The sequence below is a fragment of the Aeromicrobium sp. UBA7512 genome, from assembly GCF_002476985.1.
GTDB lineage: Bacteria > Actinomycetota > Actinomycetes > Propionibacteriales > Nocardioidaceae > Aeromicrobium > Aeromicrobium phoceense.
This window is the reverse complement of sequence record NZ_DLNK01000003.1, coordinates 458036-480209: the sequence shown is the minus strand read 5'-3', so window position 1 is coordinate 480209 and position 22174 is coordinate 458036. Positions and strand designations below refer to the sequence as shown.

The following is a 22174-nucleotide window of genomic DNA, read 5'->3' as shown; positions in this document are numbered from 1 at the left end:
CGCCGGAACGCGCAGGCCTGCCTCTCGGCCGCACGATCACAGGGGCGTCTGCCACGTCCCGATCCAGCCACGCATCTGCACCAAGAAATCTCCCCACAGGCCGGTGACCTGCAAGAGGCCCAGACCGATCAGCATCACGCCCCCGAAGCGGGTGATCGCCACGGTGTGCTTCCGGGCGAATTGGAACACCCGCATCGCCCGGCTCACACCCACGGCTGCAAGGACGAATGGCAAACCAAGGCCGACGCTGTAGGCAAATGACAGGAGTGCTCCCCGGCCGGCCGTCCCCGACGTCGTCGCCATCGTCAGCACCGCGGCGAGCGTCGGTCCGATGCAGGGCGTCCATCCGATCCCGAACATGACGCCGAGGAGAGGCGCACCAGCGAGTCCGATCCGAGGCTGGAACTTCGGACGAAAGGTCCTGGAGAGAGACGGGACCGAGTCAAGCGCGCCGACGAACAGCAGGCCCAGGATGAGTGTGAAGATCCCGAGCACGCGAACCAGCGCATCCTGGTAGTCCAGCAGGCTGCTTCCGAGCGCCCCGACGAGGGCCCCGTAGGAGGTGAAGACTGCGGCGAACCCAAGTACGAAAAGAGTCGTCCCCATCACGACGACTGATCGGCGGCGCGCGTCTGGACCCACCACTTCGGCCCCAGCGGCGCCGCTGACGTAGGCGAGGTAGCCCGGCACGAGAGGCAGGCTGCACGGACTGAGGAACGAGACCAACCCCGCCAACAGGGCGATGGGAATCGCGATCAGAAGAGGACCGAATGCAACGGTCTCACCGACCGAGTGCGCCACCATGGCAAGTTCCTTTGCGACTAGGGCTGCGGCGCCGCGGACCTCTCGCTCCGACCCTGAGGTCCGGCGTCGGCAGACTGGCGCCTATCTACTAGGCATCTTAGTTGGCCGGTATCTGCGTACTCGCACGGCCCGGACCAGGGGCGAGAACGCGGCGCCGAAGAGGCTGCGCTGCCGCCCAGCCGCGTGTCTCACGTGACGCGGCACGGGAACTGGCCGCTTCACACTGCGCTGGCCGCCACTACGATGGGAGTTCGTACTGGAGGAGATCGGATGCACGGACTGGGTCCACTCGAGGGGACGATCATGCAGGTGATGTGGTCGAGCGATGAACCGCGATCGGTTCGTTCGATTCACAGTTCCTTGGCCGCCGACAGAAAGATCGCCTACACCACGGTGATGACGGTCATGGACAACCTCTTCACCAAGGGGTTACTTCGACGAGAGCGCCAGGGCCGGGCGTATCTGTACACGGCCTCCGCCAGCCGCGAGGACCATACGGCCGCCCTTCTGGGCAACGTCCTTGCCGACGGGGGCGACCGAACGGGCGTCCTGATGCGATTCATCGAACAGCTCGACGATTCCGAACTCGACGCCCTGCGGGATGCCGTCTCCAACCCCGAACGAACCAGGCCGGACGGCACAAAGTGATCGGCGCGGCCCTGTTGCTGACTTTCTTCGCCACGATGCTGATGGCGTGCCAGTATGCGCTGCCCTCCGCGACATGGTTGCATCGCGCACCCCGCCTGGGCATCGCCGTGTGGCAGGTCGCCATCGCCGCCGTGACCGGGTCGTTCGTGCTGGGCATGATGGCCCTCACCATGCCGGGCCTCTCAGCTGCCGCCGCTCTCGCCGAGTTCGCGAGGGCATGCGTGATCGAACTGCAACGCCAGTCCGCGCACCCGGGGCGGGCGACTCTCACCACCGTGAGCCTGGTGATCTTGGGCCTCCTCGCCTGGCGCATGACGTCGACGCTCTGGTCTCAGCGGCGGGCCGACCTGCGCGCCCACCGCGATCACCTGGCAGACCTTGCGTTGGTGGCAGAGCCCGGACACCAAGGAGTCCTCAGCGTCGACCACGAGGCCGCCGCCGTCTACTGCCTCCCGGGCAATCGCCGCGCCGGAACGCACGACACCGTCGTGGTGACCACAGGTGCACGCGCAGCGCTCACCGTTGCCCAGCTGGACCTCGTGCTTCGGCACGAGCACGCCCACCTGAACTCGCGGCATGCTCGACTCGTGGCACGTGCTCGGGCACTGAACCGGGCGTTTCCGCGCGTCGGCTTCTTCCGGGTGGCACACGAACAGCTCGCGCTACTCGCCGAACTACAGGCCGACGATGCTGTCAGGGCCGACGAGCGTAGATCGTTGGCCGATGCCCTCTATCAGCTGGCCATCACGAACCAACGAGTGCCCACGGCGAACGGACTCTCAGCGACCGGCTCCGATGTCATCCTGCGAGCCCGACGGCTGATGCGCCCCCATGAGCCGCTCGGACGGACCGCTCAGACGATTCTTGCCACATCCATTCTGCTTCTCGGCACGACGCCGGTCGTCCTGTCGCTCATTCCTGGAGGCCTCAGCGAATCGCACGACTGCTGTTCCAGCACAGGCGTCGTTGCTGCGCCGGAGGCGTCTGATTCCGGGGCGACGATCAGTCCCTCGCCCTCCGGCCGCTGAGGAACGGCTCCTCCCCGGGTGGGGTCACGCCCTTACCGATGAACTATGGTTCTTAGTAGATCATCTGCAAGCCCGCGACATCGATGCCCACCTGGCCCCGATGGCTGCGTGGCGCGCCTGGACTCAAGGAAGAACCGTGACCACCCAACACAGGGCCCCGCTCTCCGCCCGATCTCGCAAGGCTCTCCCCGGCACTCGGCGGGGTACGTGGCTGGTCCGTACAGTGACCGCAGCCTTCGTTACGCTCCTCGTGCTCGCTCCTGCCCCGTCAGCGCAGGCGCACACGGGCCTCACCTCGTCCGATCCGGCGGACGACTCCACCGTGCAGACGACTCCCGACCGCATTCAGTTGCAGTTCACCGACCCGATGTCCAAGGAGTTCTCCAAGGTGAGCCTCACGATCGGCACGTCACCGCAGCAAGTCCTGGTGTTGGATCCGTCGACGAGCGGGCCGACGGTCTCGGTTGACCTTTCGGACGCAAGATTGCCGACCGCTCCCCCGGGCTCGGGCGATGTGGCGTGGGATGTGGCGTACCGAGTGATCTCGGCCGACGGGCACCCCGTGGACGGCAACGTCCGTTTCAGGGCGCCGCTTCCCCCGACCCCGAGCTCACGTGATGCGAGCTCCCCTGCGAGTGAGACTCCGAAGGGCGAATCCTCCTCGACCGTGGACGAGGACGGGGACGACTTCCGAACCACGGCGATTCTGATCGGCGTGGGTGTCAGCCTGTTCTTCCTTCTCCCGCTGTCGGTCTTGCTCTGGGCGATCGGGCGCGACCGGCGTCGCCAGCGGGCGACCAGCGAATGAACCCCCTCGCCTCCCCCATCAGCCCCCGCACTGAGTGACGTTGATGTGCGGTGACCTGATCACCCGATCGCGGCGTGTGGCTCCGCAGCACGACGGCGTGAGCCGTGGCATCGGTCTTGATCGACGGTCTGCCCAGGGACGGTTGCGCTTTCGCCGAGCCACGGCTGCTGGGCTCGCCGCATCGTCCTCACGAACGACCAGAGGAGCAAACCCACCAGCATGAACAGCCCCAAGGTGTAGATACCGGCCAGCCAGCCGATGGGTTCGCTCCCGTCCGCATTGATCCCCTGCTCCATCATGATCTCGAGTGGGATCCTCACCAGCTCACTTCCTCGCACTGCTGAGTGGGGGCCAGCTCCGTCTGCAGCGTGGCGTGCTCGATCCCATAGGTGGTGGCCAGGACTCCCTGGGCCTTGGTCAGGACCAGCTGCCCGTCAGAGCCCTTCTCCACCACGAGATGCGCGGTCGCGACGTTCATGCCGGAAGTGAGGGTCCAGAGGTGAAGGTCATGCACCCCCGCAACGCCTGGTAGTGCTTCGAGCGTCTCGACCACCTCGTCCACGACGATGCCTTCGGGGACATGCTGGCCGAGGACGGCCAGCACCTGTCGGCCGAGCACCACCGCTCGTACGGCGACGAAGATGCCGATCGCGACGGCGACGAGCGTGTCCCAGATGGGCTGTCCACTGACGGCGACCAGGATGCCCGCGGCGATCACACCGACGCTTCCCGCAGCGTCGGCAACCACCTCGTAGTACGCACCCTTGACGTTCAGGGACTCGCGCGATCCCTCGCGCAGAAGCAGCATCGAGACGATGTTGACGACCAATCCGAGTGCTCCCACCACGAGCATCGTCCCGGTGGCAACCTCAGGAGCGTCGCCGATTCGACTGATGGCCTCGATGACGACATACGCCGCCACGCCGAGCATGATCAGCACGGTGAAGCCTGAGGCGAAGACCTCGGCCCGGTAGGAGCCGTAGGTCTTGCGGCCCGTGGTGTCCAGCCGCGTCGCGATCCGCGTCGCTACGAGCGCGGCCCCCAAGGCCACCACGTCGGCGGACATGTGCCCGGCATCGGAGATCAGGGCCAACGAGTTCGACATGAGACCGAAGACCAACTCGACGAGGAAGAACGCGAACACCAGCACGAAGGTGACCGCCAAGCGCCACCGGTGGCGACCGCCGGCGTGACCTGCAGCACCGTGGCCGTGACCCGCGCCCATCACCGATCACTCTCCACGCCGGCATCGCCGCTGACACCGTGGCCGGGATCGACTGCCAGGACGAGCTCGTGCAAGTCGCCCAACGCGTGACCCAGCCGCTGATCGGCCAATTCGTACCGGGTGCGGCGCCCCTGCGGTACCGCGACCACCAGCCCACAACCCCGCAAGCACGCCAAGTGGTTCGAGATCGACTGTCGACTCACGTCCAACGCGTCGGCCAGGTCAGCTGGGAACGCTGGTGAGTCACGCAGGGACATGAGGATCTTGGCGCGCGTCGGATCGGACAGGGCGTGACCGAATCGGGCGAGCGCATCCAGAGCGGTAGAGGCTGCAACGTTCATGAGCTGATAGTACATCGAGTCCTGAATTCACTCAAGCGTGTAATCTTTGATGGGCGCGCGACATGACGCCTACTATCTTGAATAGTAGCGGCGTCCCCGTATCGCCAGCCCAGAAGGAGTCGCAGTGTCACCAACGTCCCCGCCGGAGTCGCTTCCCGTCGCCATCGTGGGGGCAGGGCAGGCGGGACTCGCGATGTCACATGCTTTGCTCGAGCGGGGTCTCCGGCCAGCCGAGGACTTCGTCGTCCTGGACGCAGGATCCGCCCAGACGCTTTCCTGGCGTCGCCGCTGGGATTCACTCACCCTGTTCACGCCGGCTTGGCACTCTCACCTACCTGGGATTCGGATGCCAGGGGGTCAGCGGCGCTACCCGTCATCGAAAGATGTCGCCGACTACCTCGACCTCTACCGCGCGAGCCTGGGCGTGGAGCCAAAGTGGGATACGCGCGCCGTTTCCGTCCACCGACAGCGGGACGACTCCTTGGTCCTTCAAACGTCGAAGGGATCGTTACGCGCTCGCGCGGTCGTGGCGGCGACCGGCCCCTTCGCGATCCCCCAGTACCCCGGCTTCGCTAACAACACAGCCGTAGACGGAGCCAACCTCCACAGCGACACCTATCGGAACCCCGACCAACTCTCCGACGGTCCGGTCCTCGTCGTCGGCTCCGGAAATACCGGGATCCAGATCGCCAGGGAGCTCTCGGCTCATCGTTGTGTGTCGATCGCCCAAGGCTCTCCGCAACCGCGCCTTCCGCACCGGCTGCTCGGAGTCGACCTCTTCAGGTGGCTGCAACTGACGGGGGTGCTCTCGGCGCCGTCCGACGGTCGCATTGGACGCCGCATCTCACGGCGCGAGTTGGTGGTGGGCCCAGGCTTGGTCGACCTGGCCTCGAAAGGCGTCCACCTTCTGCCTCGTGCGGTGGATGGGAACCGCGACAGGATCTCGTTCGCCGACGGCGTCGAGCGCAGATTCGAATCGGTGATTTGGGCTACTGGCTATCGCAACGGGTTCGGGTGGTTGCCCGAAGCGGTCGTCGGCGCGGACGGCAATCTGGATCAGCAGGACGGACGAACTCCGATCGCGGGCTTGTACGTCCTCGGAGACTCGTGGCTTCGCAACAGGGGCTCAGCGCTCCTCGGAGGCGTGGGCACGGACGCTCGACTGATCGCCCGGCACATCGTCCCGTGACTCGCGGGGGCCTTCGCCAATGGTCAGCGCTCAGTGTATAGTTCAGCGCATGCTGACCATTGCTTCGCGTCTCGACGTCATGAACCGGCTCGGCCGTGCCATGGCCGACCCCACGCGCTCCCGCATCCTGATGACCCTGCTCGAGGGACCGAGCTATCCCGCCGTGCTGTCGCGCGAGTTGGAGCTGACTCGCTCGAACGTCTCGAACCATCTGACGTGTCTGCGCGACTGCGGCATCGTGGTGGCGGAGGCCGAGGGTCGTCAGACGCGCTATGAGATTGCCGATCCCCATCTCGCCGCCGCCCTCGTCGCCCTGGTGGACGTGACCTTGGCCGTGGACGTTCACGCGCCGTGCGTGGACTCGACGTGCACCGTGGCGGGCTGCTGCGAGACGGGGGCGGGCGCATGAGCGCGGCGTGTGGATGCGACCACGATTCTGTCCCCACGACGGGCGAGGAGTTCGAGGACTCGGAGCGGCCGTGGTGGAAGGACAGAGGGGTCATGGTGCCGGTCTTCTCGGGTCTGGCATTCCTCGCCGGCCTGGTCGCCGAATGGTCCGGGGCCGAGACTCCCGCCCTGGCGCTCTTCTGGGTCGGTCTCCTCTTGGGCGCCTCGACCTTCACCCCTGGCGCGATCCGAAAGCTGTTCAAGGGCAAGCTCGGGATCGGCCTGTTGATGACGATCAGCGCGATCGGCGCTGTCATTCTCGGCTACGTCGAGGAGGCCGCGGCGCTGGCGTTCTTGTACTCGATCGCGGAGGCCTTGGAGGACAAGGCGATGGACCGGGCGCGCGGAGGGTTGCGGGCGTTGCTCAAGCTCGTGCCCGAGACGGCGACGGTGCTCCGTGACGGTGTCGCGGAGCAGGTCCAAGCCAAGGATCTGGTCGTCGGCGACGTGATGATGGTCCGACCTGGCGAGCGGATCGCGACGGACGGACTCGTCCGCTCAGGACGGTCGAGCCTGGACACCTCGGCCATCACCGGTGAGTCGATCCCGGTCGAGGTCGAGCCGGGTGACCCGGTGTCAGCCGGGGCGATCAACAGTGCTGGCGCGCTGGAGATCGAGACCACTGCGGCCGGTACTGACAACTCGCTCACCACGATCGTGGAGCTGGTCGAGCAGGCTCAGGCAGAAAAGGGCGATCGCGCCCGGCTCGCCGACCGGATCGCGCGGCCCCTCGTCCCGGGGGTCCTGATCCTTGCTGTGCTCGTCGCGCTCCTCGGATCGATCCTGGGCGACCCAGACGTGTGGATCACTCGCGCCCTCGTCGTGCTGGTGGCGGCGTCGCCCTGTGCGCTGGCGATCTCCGTCCCTCTGACCGTCGTCGCCGCCATCGGTGCGGCCAGCAAGTTCGGCGTGATCGTCAAATCCGGTGCGGCCTTCGAACGTTTCGGCACCGTCCGCCACGTCGCCGTCGACAAGACCGGCACTCTCACCCGCAATGAGCCTGCCGTCACCGCGGTCCTGGTGGTCGAAGGCATCACCGAGGCTCAGGGACTGGCGTGGGCTGCCGCGTTGGAGCAGCACAGCACACACCCGCTCGCTGCGGCGATCACCGCGGCCGCCCAGGACGTTCCCCTGGCCGCGGAGGTGACCGAGCAGGCGGGACACGGCATCGATGGCACCGTCGACGGGATGAAGATCACTGTCGGCAGCCCGCGCTGGCTCGACGCCGGAGAGCTCGGCGCGCGTGTCGAGGATCTGGAAATGCAGGGCATGACGGTCGTGATCGTGCACCGCGACGGCGTCCCGGTCGCGGCGATCGGCGTCCGCGACGAGCTGCGCCCCGAAGTCCCTGACGTCGTGCGCACCCTCACCGATCACCGAGTGGGCGTGACCATGCTCACCGGCGACAACGCTCGAACCGCTCGAGCTCTCGCCGCGCAGGCCGGGATCGACGATGTCCGCGCCGAGCTCCGACCCGAGGACAAGGCCGCTGCGATCACCGAGCTGTCCGAAGCGGGATCGGTCGCCATGATCGGCGACGGCATCAACGACGCCCCGGCTCTCGCCGCCGCGGACATCGGCATCGCCATGGGAGCGACAGGCTCCGACGCGGCGATCGAGTCCGCCGACGTTGCCTTCACGGGCCATGATCTGCGCCTCATCCCGCGGGCATTCGAACACGCGCGGCGTGGACGGCGCATCATCAACCAGAACATCATCCTGTCGCTGCTGATCATCGCCGCGCTGCTTCCACTCGCACTGTTCGGTGTCTTGGGGCTGGCCGCCGTTGTGCTGGTCCACGAGATCGCGGAGGTCATCGTGATTCTCAACGGGCTGCGCGCCGCCCGCACTCCCGCGCCGCGATTGGAGGGCTGATGCTGACGACTGTCGGTTCGGCCATTGGCCTGTTCGCGGCTACCAACATCGATGACATCGTGGTGCTCACCGTGCTGTTCCTCGCCTCCCGCAATGGGAGTCCGCGCCCGTGGCAGATCGTCGGGGGGCAATACGTCGGATTCATCACGCTTGTCGCGATCAGTGTGGTCGCCGCGCTCGGCTTGACGATCGTGCCGGATCAATGGGTCGGACTGCTCGGACTGATCCCTCTCAGCATCGGCATCTGGACGCTCATCCGCGGTTTGCTTCGCAAGCGCAACGGCGAGGACAGCGATTTGACCCTCGCAGCCGGGCTCTGGAGTGTCGCCGGGATAACAATCGCCAATGGGGCTGACAACATCTCGCTCTACACGCCGATTTTTCGCACCAGCGCCCCGGCCGACGTCGCGGTCATGATTGCGGTCTTCCTCGTCCTCGTCGCCGTTTGGTGCGCCGCTGGACGACTGATCGGAACCCGCGAGGTCGTCACTGAGGCGCTGGAGCGCATCGAGCACTGGCTCGTGCCCACGGTCTTCATTGGTTTGGGCCTGTTCATCCTGATCGAGTCCGAGGTCATCACCCGGTTCTTCGAGGTCATCGGATGACTCGTCGACCGAGGGCGAGGGCGAATCAGGATTCGGCCGAAGGGGTGCGCCGTGGGGGTCGCTGGCGGTTCGCGGTGACAGCCCTCCTGCTTGGCGGGCTCGTCGTTCTTGTCGATCAGTGGACCAAGAGCTGGGCCGAGAGCACCCTCATCGAGGGTGAGCGGACGCCGTTGGTTGGAAGCCTGTTCGGCCTTCAACTGGCGTACAACCCGGGCGCGGCGTTCTCCTTTGGCGAAGGGTTCACGTGGGTGTTCGCCTTGGTCTCTGTCGCCGCTGTGGTCGTCGCGACGGTTTTCGCGTTTCGCGTTCGGCAGCTCGGGTGGACGCTCGTGGTCGGTGCGCTGGGCGGAGCTGCAGCCTCTCACGCCAGCGACCGGCTGTTCCGCGAACCAGGATTCGGCCGTGGACACGTCGTGGACTTCCTTGCCTACGGCAATCTGTTCATCGGGAACTTCGCCGACATCGTGATCGTCACGGGGGCGGTGGCCGGAGCCCTCCTGATGTGGCGGGAGGAGCGTGCCCGCGAGCAGGCTTCGACTACGACGATCCTCCGCCGGCGAATTGCCGAGAACCTTCCACCCGAGGACGACACGCGCTAAGAGATTCACCGGAGCAAACCCTCGTCTCTGGTTGAGATCGGCTCAGCTCGAGAGTCACTTCCCGGGCTCGTCGTGGGCGTGCTGGCGGCCGGGCGAGCCGGCGACGAACGACCACGCCGCCGGCCGAGCGTGCGACGGGACCTTCGGCAACGCCATCGGCACGCGAGCCGTCGGCGCTGCCCTCGAGAACGGCTGGAACGCGACGAACGGGCTCAAGGCGAATGCCGAGCGTATCGGGGTCGAGTACCATCGAACGCTCGGTCAAGTCGAATTCGGCGGAGGCACCGAGATGACCGGGACAGCGGGTACGGCCAGGCCTTCCGCTCCGCGAGCGCAAGAACCGTCCGCATCGGCGGCATCGCCCTCGCCTGTGAGTACCAGTGCCGACCGCGTTCACGCGCAGCACGACAGCTGTGAGACGTCGGTGGTGAAGGCTCTTGCGGCGAGCCGGAGTCCTTCGGTCATGGTGAGATAGGGGGCCCACGCGTCGACGACTTCGGCGATGGTCTTGCCGAGCAGGTGGACTCCGGTGGCGGCGAGCTCGCCGGCGTCCTTGGCGACGGCAGTGATGCCGAGAATCTCGCTTGTGTCGGCGTTCACGACGATCTTGATGAAGCCACGGGTATCGCGGTTGACCAGTGCTCGGGGCACGTGGTGCAGCGGCAGGACGCGGCAGTCGCAGCGGATTCCCGCGCCTATCGCCTCCTTCTCGGTCGTCCCGACCGCGCCGATCGCGGGGCCGGTGAACGTCACCCGCGGCAGACGAGAGTAGTCGACGGTCCGGTCGACGTGGAGGAACGCGTTCTCGGCCACGAGGGTGCCGTGGTGGGCGGCGACGTAGACGAACTCGGGGTGCCCGGTCACGTCGCCCGCGGCCCAGATCCGCCGATTCGAGGATTGCATCCTGTCGGAGACGACCACCTCGCCGGACTCCCCTGTCTTGACTCCGACAGAGTCGAGATTGAGTCCGTCGGTGACGGGGCGGCGTCCGAGGGCTACCAGGACTTGGTCGGCGCGGAAGTCCTGCGAGACGCCGGATACGTCCGCGGTCACCACGACCAGCCCGGTCCCTGCGGCCCGGGTCACCCGGGTGGGCACCGCGCGGCGGACGACGCGGATGCCCTCATCGGCGAAGACGTCCTCAAGCGCCCAGGAGACTTCAGGCTCCTCCTTCGATGCGAGTCGGGAGCGGGCCAGCAGCGTGACCTCGGAGCCGAGTCGGGCGAACAGTTGGGCCTGCTCCAAGGCGACGTAGCCACCGCCGAGGACGAGGAGAGACCTGGGGACCTCGAGCAGCTCCATGGCCGTGGTCGAAGTCAGGTACCCCGCGCTATCCAGGCCGTCGATCGGCGGGACCCACGGTCGAGCGCCGGTTGCGACCATGTAGTGCTCGGCCTCGACGGTCGCGGCCATCCCATCGGCGGCGGTGATGTTCAGCATCGGCGCATCAGGCGAGCCCGCGAACGCGGCGACTCCCTGACGCACTTGCCAGCCGTAGGATTCAGCAACGTCGGCGTATTTCTCGCCCCGCAGCGACTCGACCAGCGCCACTTTTCCGGCGACCAGCGCGGGCATGTCGATTGGGCCCGCCGTCGTTGAGATCCCCGGGAAACGGTCCGGGGCGTCGGCGGCGGAGTACCGCGCGCCAGCCGCGGCAATGAGCGCCTTCGACGGCACGCACCCAGTGTTCACGCAGGTCCCGCCGAGCGTGCCGCGCTCGACCATCACCACCGACTTTCCCAGCGCGGTCGCGCGGATCGCCGCGGCGAACGCCCCGCCGCCCGATCCGATGATGGCAAGGTCGTACTTCGTAGGCATCGCTGCTGTCTCCTTCAACCCTTCGGTCTTCTTCTGATCTGTTCAGCCATACTTGACGTTCCAGTGCAGGGGAAGGTCAAGCGTGCTCCTGCCGAACGAGAGGTGACCGCGATGCGCATCGGGGAACTGGCCGCTGCGGCTGGGACCACTCCGAAGACTCTCCGCTTCTATGAGGAGTCGGGACTGCTGCCCCCAGCCGATCGGACGCCGTCGGGTTATCGGGACTACGCGCCCGACGCTGTCGCCCGGATCGACTTTGTTCACCGCGGCCAGGCGGCGGGACTCACCCTCGCTCAGATCCGCCAGATCCTCGACATCCGCGATGACGGCGCCGCGCCGTGTGAGCACGTGCGCGATCTGCTCGACGAGCGCCTAGCCGAGATCGAGCAGCAGATCGCTCGGCTCACCGCCCTGCATGACACTATTGCCGAACTCAGGCACGACGCCGCGCAGCCGGACCCCGACACGTGCAGTCCCGAGCAGGTCTGCCGCTACCTATAGTTCTCCGCATCGAGAAGGAGACAGACCGCGGCCGGCCACGCGGTCGCGATCCCAGCACGCCCAGCGTCGTTGCCCGCCCGATGCACGCGTGAACACCTGCATCGCCGGAAAACTCCCCCACATCGGCATCGGCCGAACCCACACCCGAACCCACGTCACCCTGCTCATCGACGACCACCACGTCAGAGTCGTCAACGCCACCACCGGAGAACTGCTCCGCGACCTGATCATCAACCCCGACCGCGACGACCAACCCCGACACAAAACCACATGAAAAAACTCCCGAACCTGCAAAATGCAGGTCCGGGAGTTTCCGATGTCCTGAGACATTACACACGGTCGGGCTGACAGGATTTGAACCTGCGACCCCTGACGAGTCCGAGCTCCGTACGAGCCAAGACGGTGGGTACCGAGAACCGCGGAAATCCCTCCAATGGTAGGGATGATCCCTTCGGGTCACTTCCGACGATACCCGACTACCTGCAACGAGAACTGGGCCAATCAGGCCACAAAGCGGCCAGTATGGGACGCGCTTCGTTCGATCCAGTCGAGTCGTGTCCCAACTGAGTACGAGCAAACCGATGCCCCCCTCTACGCGCACCGAGCGGTAGACGGCGTTCCTAGGTCACGCCATCTGTCACTGCGTAGATGCGGCCACGGCGAACCAGATTCACGGACCCCGGATACGATGTCCCATAGTAGACCGAGAGTTGGTGAGCGATGGGCCCGCTGGAGACATCCGTGATGCAACGCCTGTGGGCTGTCGAGCAGCCCCAGACCGTACGCGAGGTCCAGGAGTTCATCGCGGCCGACCGGACCATTGCCTATACGACAGTCATGACTGTGCTGGACAACCTCCATGGCAAGGGGTTCGTGACCCGTGAGCGTCAGGGCCGCGCCTACGTCTACAGCCCGCGCGAAACTCGCGAGGAGTACACCGCTTCATTGCTCGGCAACGCACTCGCCGACGGCGGGGACCGGCGCGGGGTGCTGATGCACTTCGTCGACCGCCTGGATGAGGAAGCCTTGGCGTCTTTGCGTCAACTCCTCCAAGAGCCGGGGAATGACCCCGAGGGCGTCCCATGAGCCATGCGGCGGGGTTCTTCGCCCTGGCAGGGGCATTCATGCTGGCCGGCCACTTCGGGCTTGGTCGTGCTCGTTGGACTCATCGCTCCCCACGGCTCGCCATTGCGTTCTGGCAGGCCCTCGCGGGCGCGGTCGTAGTTTCCCTGCTGCTCGGGTCGATCTGCCTCGCACTGCCCGGGTTCTCGCCGGTGGGCACCGCAGGAGAGATCCTTCACGCTTGCTTCGTCGAGCTTCGGCGACAGTACTCAACCCCGGCGGGGGCGGCGGTCAGCGCCGTTGGATTCGGACTGTTCTTCCTGGTGATGTGGCGCGTTGCCCGAGCACTCACGAGGCATCATCGCGAAGCGACTCTCGCCCGCCGCCAGCACCGTCAGGCTCTTGCTCTCGTCGAAAGCCCACTCGGTCAGGACGTGGTCGTGCTCGATCACGGTTCCGCGGCTGTCTACTGCATCCCCGATGGACGCAGGTCGCGCCGGGGGAAGATCGTCGTGACCCGCGGGGCCGCCGACCACCTGACCGCCAGGCAGTTGGAGTTGGTCCTGCGACATGAGCGAGTTCACCTCGCCGCACGTCACGATCGTCTGGTCCAACGGTCGCTGGCTCTCGCGGAGGCACTCCCGCTCCTGCCCTTCTTCGGCGTCGCTCACCAGGAGATCGCCGATCTCGCGGAGATGCATGCTGACGACGGTATCGAGACCGAGGACGGCCCCGAACTTGCCTCAGCACTGCTTCAACTCGCCGTCATGACCCCATCGCGTGTTCCCTCCGGTGCCTTGGCCGCCACAGGAGGCGCGACGCTGGCTCGGGCACGACGACTGGTCCGGCCGCAGCCGCCGCTCCGCCGGATGACCACTGGTCTGATCGTGGCGGCAATCGTGGGGACAGGTGCGGCGCCGGCGCTCCTGACCGCCTACTCGGGCGGGGAGAGCGGCTTCACCCACGCTTGTTGCAGTCGCCCCGCTCTCTTCTCCTGACTCAAACGGCGGGCCGTCAGCACGCGACACCCCGAGACACTCGAGCACCATGTACTATCTTCCTTAGTAGATGGATCAACGTTCGTTCTCGACCGATTAGGGGTATGACCGTGGTGCGACAAGGGCCGATGGGTCCATGCACTCGAGGTGCCGGTGAGCTCGGCGGACTCCCATGATCGAGCTGCAGGAAACCATCCTCTCCGGATCGCTGATCCTCGCAATGCTCGTAGCGGTGATCGCTGGCGTCGTCTCCTTCTTCTCACCGTGCTCCCTCCCCCTCGTGCCCGCATACCTCTCTTACGTCGCGGGAGTCGAGGGGCAGGAATCAACCGTGGCGCGCCAACTACGCGGCGAGGCTTCTCATGGCCGCGGGCGCACACTGGTCGGCGCCGGACTGTTCGTGCTGGGATTCGCTGCCGTATTCACCAGCTACGGCGCGCTCTTCGGCATCCTCGGTTCCCAACTCGTTGAGCACCAGGACCAGATCATCCGCTGGTCCGGAGTCCTCACGGTGCTGATGGGCCTGGGCTTCGCGTTGTCCGGCTCGGGCCTTCGGTTCGTGAACAGAACCGTCCGACTCAAGTACCGGCCGCGCGTCGGCCTGGCCGGTGCCCCTCTACTCGGAATCGTCTTCGGAGTCGGGTGGACCCCCTGCATCGGACCCGCGCTCGCGGCGGTACTCGCTCTGGCCACAACGTCAGCCACCGCGGGACGAGGAGCTGGCCTCGCCTTCGCGTACAGCTTGGGCCTGGGGATCCCTTTCCTGATTGCCGCGTTCTCCGTGACCAACTGGATGCGACGCACCGCATGGGCTCGCAAGCACTCCGCGAACATGGCTCGAGTCGGCGGCGGTTTCCTCATTGCTCTGGGCGTCCTGCAACTGACCGGATGGTGGTCCGAACTGATGGCCGCCACCCAAGGCCTTGTCGACACGTGGAATCCTCCGATCTGAAAGCGGTCCTGACCCGTGACTACTCCATCTCGAACCCCCCACCGCACCAGGAAGAGGACTCTCGCAGCACTTGCCGTCCTGGCGACGCTCGGCATTCTCGCGTGGTGGTGGTCCAGCAACGCGTCCACACCAACATCGGCCGCCCGAGCCGACGGAGGATCAATCATCGAGGAGTACGAATCGGCGGATCGCGTCCAGTCGCGGCCGTTCAAAGCCCGCTTGCTCAGCGGGAAGACCATCGACACGGACAGCTTGCGCGGCGAGGTGACCGTCTACAACGTGTGGGGTTCATGGTGCGTCCCTTGCGCGACCGAGGCACCTGACCTCGTCGAGGTCGCCCATCAGTACGGCGATGCGGTGACATTCATGGGCATCAACGTTCGGGACAACGAGGCGGCGGCACGTGCCTTCGAACGCGATTACGAGATCCCGTACGACAGCGTGATCGCTCAGGACTCATCGACCGCGACACTGTCGTTCGGTGGAGCCCTGACGACTTCAGCGGTCCCCACGACACTCGTGGTGGATCGCCGGGGCAGAGTTGCCGCCCGAGTCATTGGTCCGGCCACCGCGGCGACTCTGCGTAGCCTGCTCGAACCAGTACTTCAGGAGACGGACGACGTCCGGTAATGGCGCAGAACCGACAGGTCACGACCCACCAGTTCCAGATGAAGAAGAGGAAACGCACACCGATGAAGAGACTGTTCTGTATCGCGATTCTCGGGATCCTCGTCTTGTCCGCTTGCGGCAGCTCGTCACCAGAACGTGGCGGGAACGAAGATGCGAAGGGCGACTCCGCTGACACGCAACAGATCCTGGAGCCGTATGGGCTCGCCGGAAAATCTGCAGACGAGGTGATCAACGCGTTGGATCGCCTCCCGGTGGACCAACGACCAACTGACCTGATGGCCTCGGTGAGAGCAGACGAGTTGATCCTCAGCGCGGGCGACAGTGAAGGCAGCGTCCCGTTGGACCGTGACCGCTTCTACCTGTCCGCAGCACCCTTCATTTCGCAAACGCACGAGTGCTTCTTCCACTCGCTGACCACGTGCAAGGGCGAGTTGGCTGACACCGAGGTGCGCGTGAAGATCGTGGACAAGACCAACGACACGGTGATCGTGGACGAGGACGTCGAAACGTACTCGAACGGGTTCGTCGGATTCTGGCTGCCGGCCGACATCGAGGGAACCATGTCGATTCGCCTGGGCGACAAGACAGGGACCGTTGACTTCACCACGAAGCCGGACGCACCTACGTGCGTGACAACGCTCAAACTCGTCTGACTCGATGTGCCGCCTGGGGTGGTCCGGGTGATCGTCTTCGAGACCACCTCGAGGGGACCGCTTCGCCGACTCTTGCCTGACTTCTCGGCCGCGCTCACGGGGCTGGTCCCACGCATGGGGTCTTCAGTCATCGCCATGAGCCTCGGGGGGCTCCTAGCGGCATCGTCCTTCGAGCCACTCGGATTCCGCGTGGCGGCTCCTGTCGCGATGGCACTCCTGTGGTGGGGAATTCAACGCGAGTCTCGGAGCCGTGCGCCAGTATTGGGTCTGTGCTTCGGACTCGCGTACATGCTTCCGCTGCTCTGGTGGTTGGACGAATCCATCGGCACGGCCGCGTGGCTGGCACTCGGTACGGCACAAACTCTCTTCCTTGCGATCGCCAGCCTGGGCATCCGGGTGGTCCGCGATGTGCCTGCGGCGCCGCTGTGGGGCGGACTGATCTGGGTCAGCGCGGAGACGATACGAAGCAGCTGGCCTCTGGGCGGGATGCCTTGGGGGCGACTGGGGGTCACCGCGATGGACACGGCGTGGGAGCCCGCGCTTGCTCACCTCGGTATCGCCGGCACCAGCCTGCTGGTCGCGACGACCGGGTTCGGTGTGGCCCACCTCGTCCTGCTCCCCCGGCGCGTCATGGTCCTGTGGCTCGTGATTCCCATGACCATCGGACTGGTCGCGGCCACCCTGCCCTTCCACGTCCCCACCGTTGGATCCGCTCGAATCGCGGTGGTTCAGGGCGGGGTGCCGGGCGACGGCACCGACCTGATCGCACAGCATCGGACCGTCACCCGCAATCACCTTGCGGCCACCCGGCGGCTGGCGAAGTCGCTGACGGCGCAAGGGCGATCGGTGGACCTGGTGGTGTGGCCAGAGAACGCCACTGCCCTCGACCCGGCCAGGGATCTCGCCCTGAGTGAGGCCATCGGGGATGCGGCAGTGGCTGTCGACGCGCCGGTGCTCGTCGGGGCGATCGTCGACGGTCCCCGTCCTGAGCAGGCGTTCAACCGGGGAGTCCTGTGGTCCTCCGATGGCATTCCCGTCGGTTCCTACACCAAAGCTAACCCGGTGCCGTTCGGCGAATACATCCCCTGGCGACCGATCATCGGTGACTGGTTCCCGCGCTTCGAGGAGATCCCTCGCGACATGCTGCCCGGGAACGGACAGGTGCCGTTGCAGGTCAACGGCGTGCCGGTTGCCGACGCGATCTGCTTCGACGTGGCGTACGACGACGTGCTGCCGGCCCAAGTGAGACGCGGCGCTCGCGTGGCCGTGGTGCAGACCAGCAACGCCACGTTCACCGGCACCGCCCAACCAGCGCAACAGTTCGAGATCACCCGCGCTCGAGCAGTCGAGCTGGGCAGGGACGTCGTGGTGGCATCGACCAACGGCGTCTCAGGGATCATCTCGGCGGACGGCTTGGTCCGCGCACGGAACCGGTCCCGAGGCACCGAGGTGCTGGTCGAGACGGTGCAGCTTCGCGCTGGTCTCACTCCGGCGGTGCGCTTCCAGCAACAACGCACGCTGGCGATCGTCGGTGGTGGCATGGTCGGCCTGCTTCTCGCAGCATGGCGGTACGCGGCGTCGAGACGAGCCCGACGCGCCAGCGATCCCTCGTGAGGAGCGGCGCGCCGGGCTCCGCGCGTCTCGGGCCTCAGACTCCTGCGTAGGAGTGGAGTCCCCCAACCCACATGTTGACGCCGATGAAGTTGAACAGGAACGCGATGTACCCCGCGATGCTGAACCAGGCGGCGCGTTTGCCCCGCCAGCCGGCGGTCGACTGCGCATGGAGGTACGCGGCGTAGAACACCCACGTGATGAAGGCCCAGGTCTCCTTCGGATCCCAGCCCCAGTAGCGTCCCCAGGCTGCTTCGGCCCACACCGCGCCGGCGATGACCGCGAACGTCCAGACGGGGAAGGCGAACACGATCAACCCGTAGGAAACCCGCTCCAGCATCTCGTCACGTTCGGGGTGACGCCCGGGCCGGACCAGCCGCACGGCCGAGGTCACGGCTGCGACGGTGAACGCTCCGCCCGAGACGATCGCGGCCCCGACGTGGATCGCCAACCAGTACGAATCGAGAACGGGGATCAGCGCATCGACGGGTGTGTACAGGACCGTGACCGCGCTTCCGAGAGTCACGAGTACCAGTCCGATCACCCAGATCCCCAGCCTGTGGAGCGGATACCGGGACAGGCCCGCGACATAGGCTCCGAGAATCGCGGTCGAACCCACGATCGCGAACTCGTACATGTTTCCCCACGGCGCTCGCTCGGCCGCGATTCCGCGTGCCAGGACCGCGGCCGCATTGAGCACGAGGCCCATCACGACCATGACCGACGCGATCCGCGCGGTCCGCTCGCTCCACGGCTGGCCCACCTCGGGCTCGTGCTCAAGTGCGCCGCCCGCCGCTGAGGACGCGGCGGCTGGTGTGGTCACTGGTTCCTTCGCGACGCCTCGCTGCCGTGTGGTGCGTTGAGCCATGCTCAGCGCATAGAGGCAGAACGCCAACGCGAGGATCATCATGGTGGCGACGACAAGATCGTCCGACAGCCGAGCCCAGGTCATGACGGGGTCCTTTCCAAGGATTTATTGAGGCTGAGTAGTTCTCGTTCAAGGCGGACCAGATCAGCGGGGGGAAGATCCCTGCGGGTCAGCGACTGGCCGGCGATCTCCACCGTGACCGTCGACCCGGAGTCAACGGCACGAACCCACACCCGCCTGCGACGCACGACCAGCGACGTCGTGAGGCCGACCATCAGGAAGATCGCCGCGACCAGCGAGATCTCCTTGCCCGGGTCATAGGCGATCTGGAAGTTGGCAAAACGTGACACGCCATCGAAGGTGATGCTGCCGGCTCCGTCGGGCAGCTCCAACGAGTCGCCCACCCGCATCTGCTTCTGGGCCACTTCCTCCATGCCGTCGAGCTCGATGGCGTACACCGACTGAGGAGCACCCCGGTCCATCCCGAGATCACCGGTGTAGGCAGTCAGGTCCAACCGCGGGGCAATCAAACCGGGGAACTGCGAGCGGTCGCCCTCATTGGTGGGAGCCGTCGGCAAGAAGAGACCCTCGAACCCGAGCTGTGTCGGCTGGGCGTTCGGCGCCTTGACGACTCCGTCGCTCGTGAAGTTGTTCTCGATCGGCAGGAAAATCACCGGACCGGCGAACACGACCTCACCGGTACCGTCGCGGACCGTGACGCGCGGCGCGTAGCCGTGCCCCGTGAGGAACAACTTGGTTCCCTCGATGTCGAGGGGCTGATTGGGTTTGATGCTGGCGGACTTCTCTGTTCCGTCGGCCTGCAGGTAGGTCACCGTGGCGTCGAACTTGCGAGGCTCCCCCGCACGCGCACCGCTGAGGGCGAACTCGGCGTCCAAGCCGTCCAAGGTGACCGAGAACGGAGTCAGCTCATCGACGCGGGTGAGGGCCGACCGGGAGAACTCGTCGTAGGACGACTCGACGTTGGTGAAGGTGTCCCCGTCGGCGAGCGCGGCTCGACCTTCGAACCCGAGGAGCTTGCCACTGGCCATGCCCACCAACAACAGCAACAGCGAGAGGTGGAACATGAGGTTCCCGACCTCGCGGACGTAGCCCTTCTCCGCCCGGACTTCCCCAGGCGCCTGCACGACCCGGTAACCGCGCCGCGAAAGAATCTCAGTTGCGCGTCGCAGCACCGAGCCACGGTCTGACTGCACGGACAGCTCGCGATGACCATCCATCCGCGACAAGCGGGTCGGAGCACGTGCCGGCTCCGCGCGACACTCCTGCCAGAGCTTCGCGCAGCGAGGGAGGACGCAGCCGGTCATGGACACGAGCAGCAGCAGGTAGACCGCCGCGAACCACGGAGACGCGTAGACGTCGAACAAGAAGAGTCGGTCGAGCCATGGCGCCAACGTGGGATGGTCTCGGTAGAAGAGGGGGACGGCCGCGGGATCGGTCGCCACGTTCCGTTGTGGCAGGAACGATCCGGGGATCGCCGCCAGCGCGAGCAGCGCCAGTAGGATCACGGCGGTCCGCATCGACGTCAGCGTTCGCCACGCCCAGCGGCCCCAGCCCCACCCGTAGACAGTCCGGGTTGGCGTCGGCGACTTCGACTGATCTCTCTCCTTGAGCGCCTCGTCGACCATGGCTGGAGTCTACTATGCTTCCTAGTAGTTGAACTCTCGCCTTCAACGTGTGTGCGACCGCCCCGGTCGACCAACCGGGAGCCTCGGACCCGGCGCAGTCCCGGAGTCTTCATGGAACCTTGAGGACTGAGCGTGGTCGCTCTTCACATTCGGGAGGCAGACTCGCTGGCGTACTGAAGACGACCAGAGATGGAGAAAACCTGATGAAGAGGAAGCTGGCGGCTCTCACGCTGTTCGCGACGATCGGTCTCACCCTGGCCGCATGCAGCGACGATTCCGATGGCGGAAAGTCGAGCGACACGGGCTCCTCCTCCAGCCAGAGCGCCCCGTTCAATGACGCGGATGTCACGTTCGCCCAACAGATGATCCCTCACCACGAGCAGGCGATCGAGATGGCCAAGGTCGCCGAGACACGTGCCGGCAGCGACGAAGTCAAGTCCTTGGCTGCCGACATCGAAGCCGCGCAGGGTCCCGAGATCGAGACCCTTGAGGGCTGGCTCGAGAGCTGGGGTGAAGACGTGCCGTCCGGGGAGATGGACCACGGGGACATGAACCACGGGTCCAGTGACGAAGGCGGCATGGCCGGGATGATGGACGAGGAGGACATGAAGTCCCTCGAGGATGCATCTGGCGCTGAGTTCGACCGCATGTTTCTGCAGATGATGATCGAGCACCACGAGGGTGCGGTCGCCATGGCCGAGACGGAAGTCCAGGACGGCGAGAATGCCGACGCGATCGCGATGGCACAGAAGGTGATCAGCGACCAGCAGGCTGAAATCGACCTGATGAACAGTCTCCTCGGGTCCTGACGCAGCGTTTTCGCAGCATCTCCACCATGATTCCGACCTGCCGTCGGAATGGATGCTGCAGCCGACTGGCGTGCCGCTGGGTCACTTCCCCCCCCAGCCCGGCGGCACGCCGCCCTTCCAGATCGAGCGAGGTCGTGACAGGTTCCCGAAGAAGGAGTCGCAGTGGAGCCGCCAGCCCGGTGGCTCCGCGAGGACACCGGCGCCGTCAGCCCCAGCGCGCGCGAAGACCCAGGACCGCGTGGATAGGACTACCCGCGTCGGCCGCAGCCGTGGTTGCAACTGCTTTCCTCGTCCCTTATGTCGGCAACGGACAGAAGCAACTCCCCGATGACCCAGCTTCCAACGGTTCGGATGCTCGGTCAGAGTTGCCACGTGCCAGACCGTCGCCGCCGAAGGACCACGTCGAAAGCCGGGGCAGCCGTTCCGCCCGGCCACCCGCGCGGCGATCCACGGACACGGACAAGCCGGTCAGTGTCCCAGAGGCAGCGTCAGGCAGGTTCCAGATCGCACCTACCCCTTCTGCCCCGCGGAAATCCACGCCCACGACCATGACCTACCAAGTCGAAGTCGAGGAGGGCCTTTCGTTCGCGCCAGCGGGCTTCGCGCGAGCCGTGGACGCCACCCTCAGCGATCCCCGGGGGTGGGCGTCCCCTGGCCACGAATTCACTCGCGTGGCGAACGATGCCTCAGTGAGGATCATTCTCGCGTCGCCACAGACGGCGGATGACCTGTGCGCTCCCCTTGACACGGGCGGCCGCCTCTCGTGCCGCAATGGGGATCGGGTCGTGATCAACGCCTGGCGCTGGGTGAATGGCGCCCCGTCTTACGGGAAGGACATCGGTGCATATCGTCGGTACCTGATGAACCACGAGTTCGGCCATGCGCTCGGGCTCCCCCACGCCGCTTGCCCAGGCAACGGCGCGCCAGCTCCGGTCATGCTCCAACAGACCAAAACCCTCGATGGGTGTCGAGCCAATGCGTGGCCGGGCGGGGTCGATCGACCCTGAGGCACCCTTTTGGACGCTCGCGTTGTGCGCCCGGGTGAGATTGATGGCCT

At 66.1% G+C, this 22174-nt stretch carries 26 protein-coding genes; 18 read left to right on the top strand and 8 right to left on the bottom strand.

Annotated features, from left to right (window positions below; all coding sequences use genetic code 11):
- Positions 1-36: 36 nt before the first annotated feature.
- Positions 37-804 (bottom strand): cytochrome c biogenesis CcdA family protein, encoded by a 768-nt coding sequence (locus tag B2363_RS04260; RefSeq protein ID WP_286928669.1) that lies wholly within the window; start codon positions 802-804, stop codon positions 37-39.
- 243 nt (positions 805-1047) lie between these two features.
- Between B2363_RS04260 and B2363_RS04255 the strand changes: the two genes are divergently transcribed.
- The 3 genes from B2363_RS04255 (at position 1048) to B2363_RS04245 (ending at position 3288) form a co-directional block, all read left to right on the top strand.
- Positions 1048-1452, top strand: coding sequence for a BlaI/MecI/CopY family transcriptional regulator (locus B2363_RS04255; RefSeq protein WP_349680444.1), 405 nt, complete (start codon positions 1048-1050; stop codon positions 1450-1452).
- The gene (locus tag B2363_RS04250) at positions 1449-2480 is read left to right on the top strand and encodes a M56 family metallopeptidase (protein ID WP_286928666.1); all 1032 of its coding nucleotides are present in this window, start codon (positions 1449-1451) and stop codon (positions 2478-2480) included. Before B2363_RS04255 ends, B2363_RS04250 begins: the two co-directional genes overlap by 4 nt.
- Positions 2481-2703: 223 nt before the next feature.
- The gene (locus B2363_RS04245; RefSeq protein WP_181755827.1) at positions 2704-3288 is read left to right on the top strand and encodes a copper resistance CopC family protein; all 585 of its coding nucleotides are present in this window, start codon (positions 2704-2706) and stop codon (positions 3286-3288) included.
- Between the two features lie 59 nt (positions 3289-3347).
- Here B2363_RS04245 and B2363_RS04240 read toward each other — a convergent pair whose 3' ends face one another.
- From B2363_RS04240 to B2363_RS04230, 3 genes are read right to left on the bottom strand one after another with little or no spacing between them, the layout of a single operon-like run.
- On the bottom strand, positions 3348-3608 hold the full coding sequence (locus B2363_RS04240; RefSeq protein WP_286928664.1) for a hypothetical protein: 261 nt from the start codon (positions 3606-3608) through the stop codon (positions 3348-3350).
- Entirely contained in the window at positions 3605-4513 is a 909-nt protein-coding gene (locus B2363_RS04235) for a cation diffusion facilitator family transporter (protein WP_087623239.1), read from the bottom strand. The genes B2363_RS04240 and B2363_RS04235 overlap by 4 nt, the downstream gene beginning before the upstream one ends.
- Positions 4513-4854, bottom strand: a complete 342-nt coding sequence (locus B2363_RS04230; RefSeq protein WP_286928661.1) for an ArsR/SmtB family transcription factor — start codon at positions 4852-4854, stop codon at positions 4513-4515. The genes B2363_RS04235 and B2363_RS04230 overlap by 1 nt, the downstream gene beginning before the upstream one ends.
- A gap of 124 nt (positions 4855-4978) precedes the next feature.
- Between B2363_RS04230 and B2363_RS04225 the strand changes: the two genes are divergently transcribed.
- The 5 genes from B2363_RS04225 (at position 4979) to B2363_RS04205 (ending at position 9569) form a co-directional block, all read left to right on the top strand.
- A complete protein-coding gene (locus B2363_RS04225; protein WP_313600929.1) occupies positions 4979-6043 on the top strand; it encodes an NAD(P)/FAD-dependent oxidoreductase in 1065 nt (354 codons plus the stop codon).
- Between the two features lie 49 nt (positions 6044-6092).
- Positions 6093-6452, top strand: a complete 360-nt coding sequence (gene cmtR / locus B2363_RS04220) for a Cd(II)/Pb(II)-sensing metalloregulatory transcriptional regulator CmtR (protein WP_286928660.1) — start codon at positions 6093-6095, stop codon at positions 6450-6452.
- Complete coding sequence (locus tag B2363_RS04215) at positions 6449-8365, top strand: heavy metal translocating P-type ATPase (RefSeq protein ID WP_286929021.1); 1917 nt, start codon at positions 6449-6451, stop codon at positions 8363-8365. Before cmtR ends, B2363_RS04215 begins: the two co-directional genes overlap by 4 nt.
- Entirely contained in the window at positions 8365-8970 is a 606-nt protein-coding gene (locus B2363_RS04210) for a cadmium resistance transporter (protein ID WP_146825579.1), read from the top strand. Before B2363_RS04215 ends, B2363_RS04210 begins: the two co-directional genes overlap by 1 nt.
- 74 nt (positions 8971-9044) lie before the next feature.
- Positions 9045-9569 carry a signal peptidase II gene (locus B2363_RS04205; RefSeq protein WP_286928659.1) on the top strand — a complete coding sequence of 175 codons (525 nt, stop codon included), beginning with the start codon at positions 9045-9047 and terminating at the stop codon, positions 9567-9569.
- 54 nt (positions 9570-9623) lie between these two features.
- On the opposite strand, the gene B2363_RS04200 is transcribed toward B2363_RS04205, so the two are convergent.
- Both B2363_RS04200 and merA read right to left on the bottom strand, forming a co-directional pair.
- Complete coding sequence (locus B2363_RS04200; RefSeq protein ID WP_181755834.1) at positions 9624-9785, bottom strand: hypothetical protein; 162 nt, start codon at positions 9783-9785, stop codon at positions 9624-9626.
- A 177-nt stretch (positions 9786-9962) separates the two neighbouring features.
- On the bottom strand, positions 9963-11387 hold the full coding sequence (gene merA, locus B2363_RS04195) for a mercury(II) reductase (RefSeq protein WP_146825575.1): 1425 nt from the start codon (positions 11385-11387) through the stop codon (positions 9963-9965).
- A 111-nt stretch (positions 11388-11498) separates the two neighbouring features.
- Between merA and B2363_RS04190 the strand changes: the two genes are divergently transcribed.
- The 8 genes from B2363_RS04190 to lnt all read left to right on the top strand — a co-directional run bounded on the left by B2363_RS04190 (position 11499) and on the right by lnt (position 17797).
- Positions 11499-11888: a heavy metal-responsive transcriptional regulator gene (locus tag B2363_RS04190; RefSeq protein ID WP_087623269.1), complete on the top strand. Its 390-nt coding sequence runs from the start codon at positions 11499-11501 to the stop codon at positions 11886-11888.
- 88 nt (positions 11889-11976) lie between these two features.
- Positions 11977-12162 (top strand): hypothetical protein, encoded by a 186-nt coding sequence (locus B2363_RS04185; protein ID WP_181755837.1) that lies wholly within the window; start codon positions 11977-11979, stop codon positions 12160-12162.
- A 446-nt stretch (positions 12163-12608) separates the two neighbouring features.
- Complete coding sequence (locus B2363_RS04180) at positions 12609-12974, top strand: BlaI/MecI/CopY family transcriptional regulator (protein ID WP_087625524.1); 366 nt, start codon at positions 12609-12611, stop codon at positions 12972-12974.
- On the top strand, positions 12971-13948 hold the full coding sequence (locus tag B2363_RS04175; RefSeq protein WP_087625523.1) for a M56 family metallopeptidase: 978 nt from the start codon (positions 12971-12973) through the stop codon (positions 13946-13948). Before B2363_RS04180 ends, B2363_RS04175 begins: the two co-directional genes overlap by 4 nt.
- A gap of 172 nt (positions 13949-14120) precedes the next feature.
- Positions 14121-14900: a cytochrome c biogenesis CcdA family protein gene (locus tag B2363_RS04170; RefSeq protein WP_222593358.1), complete on the top strand. Its 780-nt coding sequence runs from the start codon at positions 14121-14123 to the stop codon at positions 14898-14900.
- 15 nt (positions 14901-14915) lie between these two features.
- Positions 14916-15530: a TlpA family protein disulfide reductase gene (locus B2363_RS04165; RefSeq protein WP_087625522.1), complete on the top strand. Its 615-nt coding sequence runs from the start codon at positions 14916-14918 to the stop codon at positions 15528-15530.
- A complete protein-coding gene (locus tag B2363_RS04160; protein WP_087625521.1) occupies positions 15530-16183 on the top strand; it encodes a CueP family metal-binding protein in 654 nt (217 codons plus the stop codon). Before B2363_RS04165 ends, B2363_RS04160 begins: the two co-directional genes overlap by 1 nt.
- A gap of 114 nt (positions 16184-16297) precedes the next feature.
- Positions 16298-17797, top strand: a complete 1500-nt coding sequence (gene lnt, locus B2363_RS04155) for an apolipoprotein N-acyltransferase (protein ID WP_140400261.1) — start codon at positions 16298-16300, stop codon at positions 17795-17797.
- Positions 17798-17831: 34 nt separating this feature from the next.
- Here lnt and ccsA read toward each other — a convergent pair whose 3' ends face one another.
- Positions 17832-18746: a cytochrome c biogenesis protein CcsA gene (gene ccsA, locus B2363_RS04150; RefSeq protein WP_286928655.1), complete on the bottom strand. Its 915-nt coding sequence runs from the start codon at positions 18744-18746 to the stop codon at positions 17832-17834.
- Positions 18743-20308 carry a cytochrome c biogenesis protein ResB gene (gene resB / locus B2363_RS04145; RefSeq protein ID WP_286928654.1) on the bottom strand — a complete coding sequence of 522 codons (1566 nt, stop codon included), beginning with the start codon at positions 20306-20308 and terminating at the stop codon, positions 18743-18745. Before resB ends, ccsA begins: the two co-directional genes overlap by 4 nt.
- Positions 20309-20511: 203 nt before the next feature.
- On the opposite strand from resB, the gene B2363_RS04140 reads away from it, so the two are divergent.
- The gene (locus B2363_RS04140) at positions 20512-21117 is read left to right on the top strand and encodes a DUF305 domain-containing protein (RefSeq protein ID WP_087625517.1); all 606 of its coding nucleotides are present in this window, start codon (positions 20512-20514) and stop codon (positions 21115-21117) included.
- A gap of 26 nt (positions 21118-21143) precedes the next feature.
- Entirely contained in the window at positions 21144-22124 is a 981-nt protein-coding gene (locus B2363_RS16260; RefSeq protein WP_376785946.1) for a DUF3152 domain-containing protein, read from the top strand.
- Positions 22125-22174 lie beyond the last annotated feature (50 nt).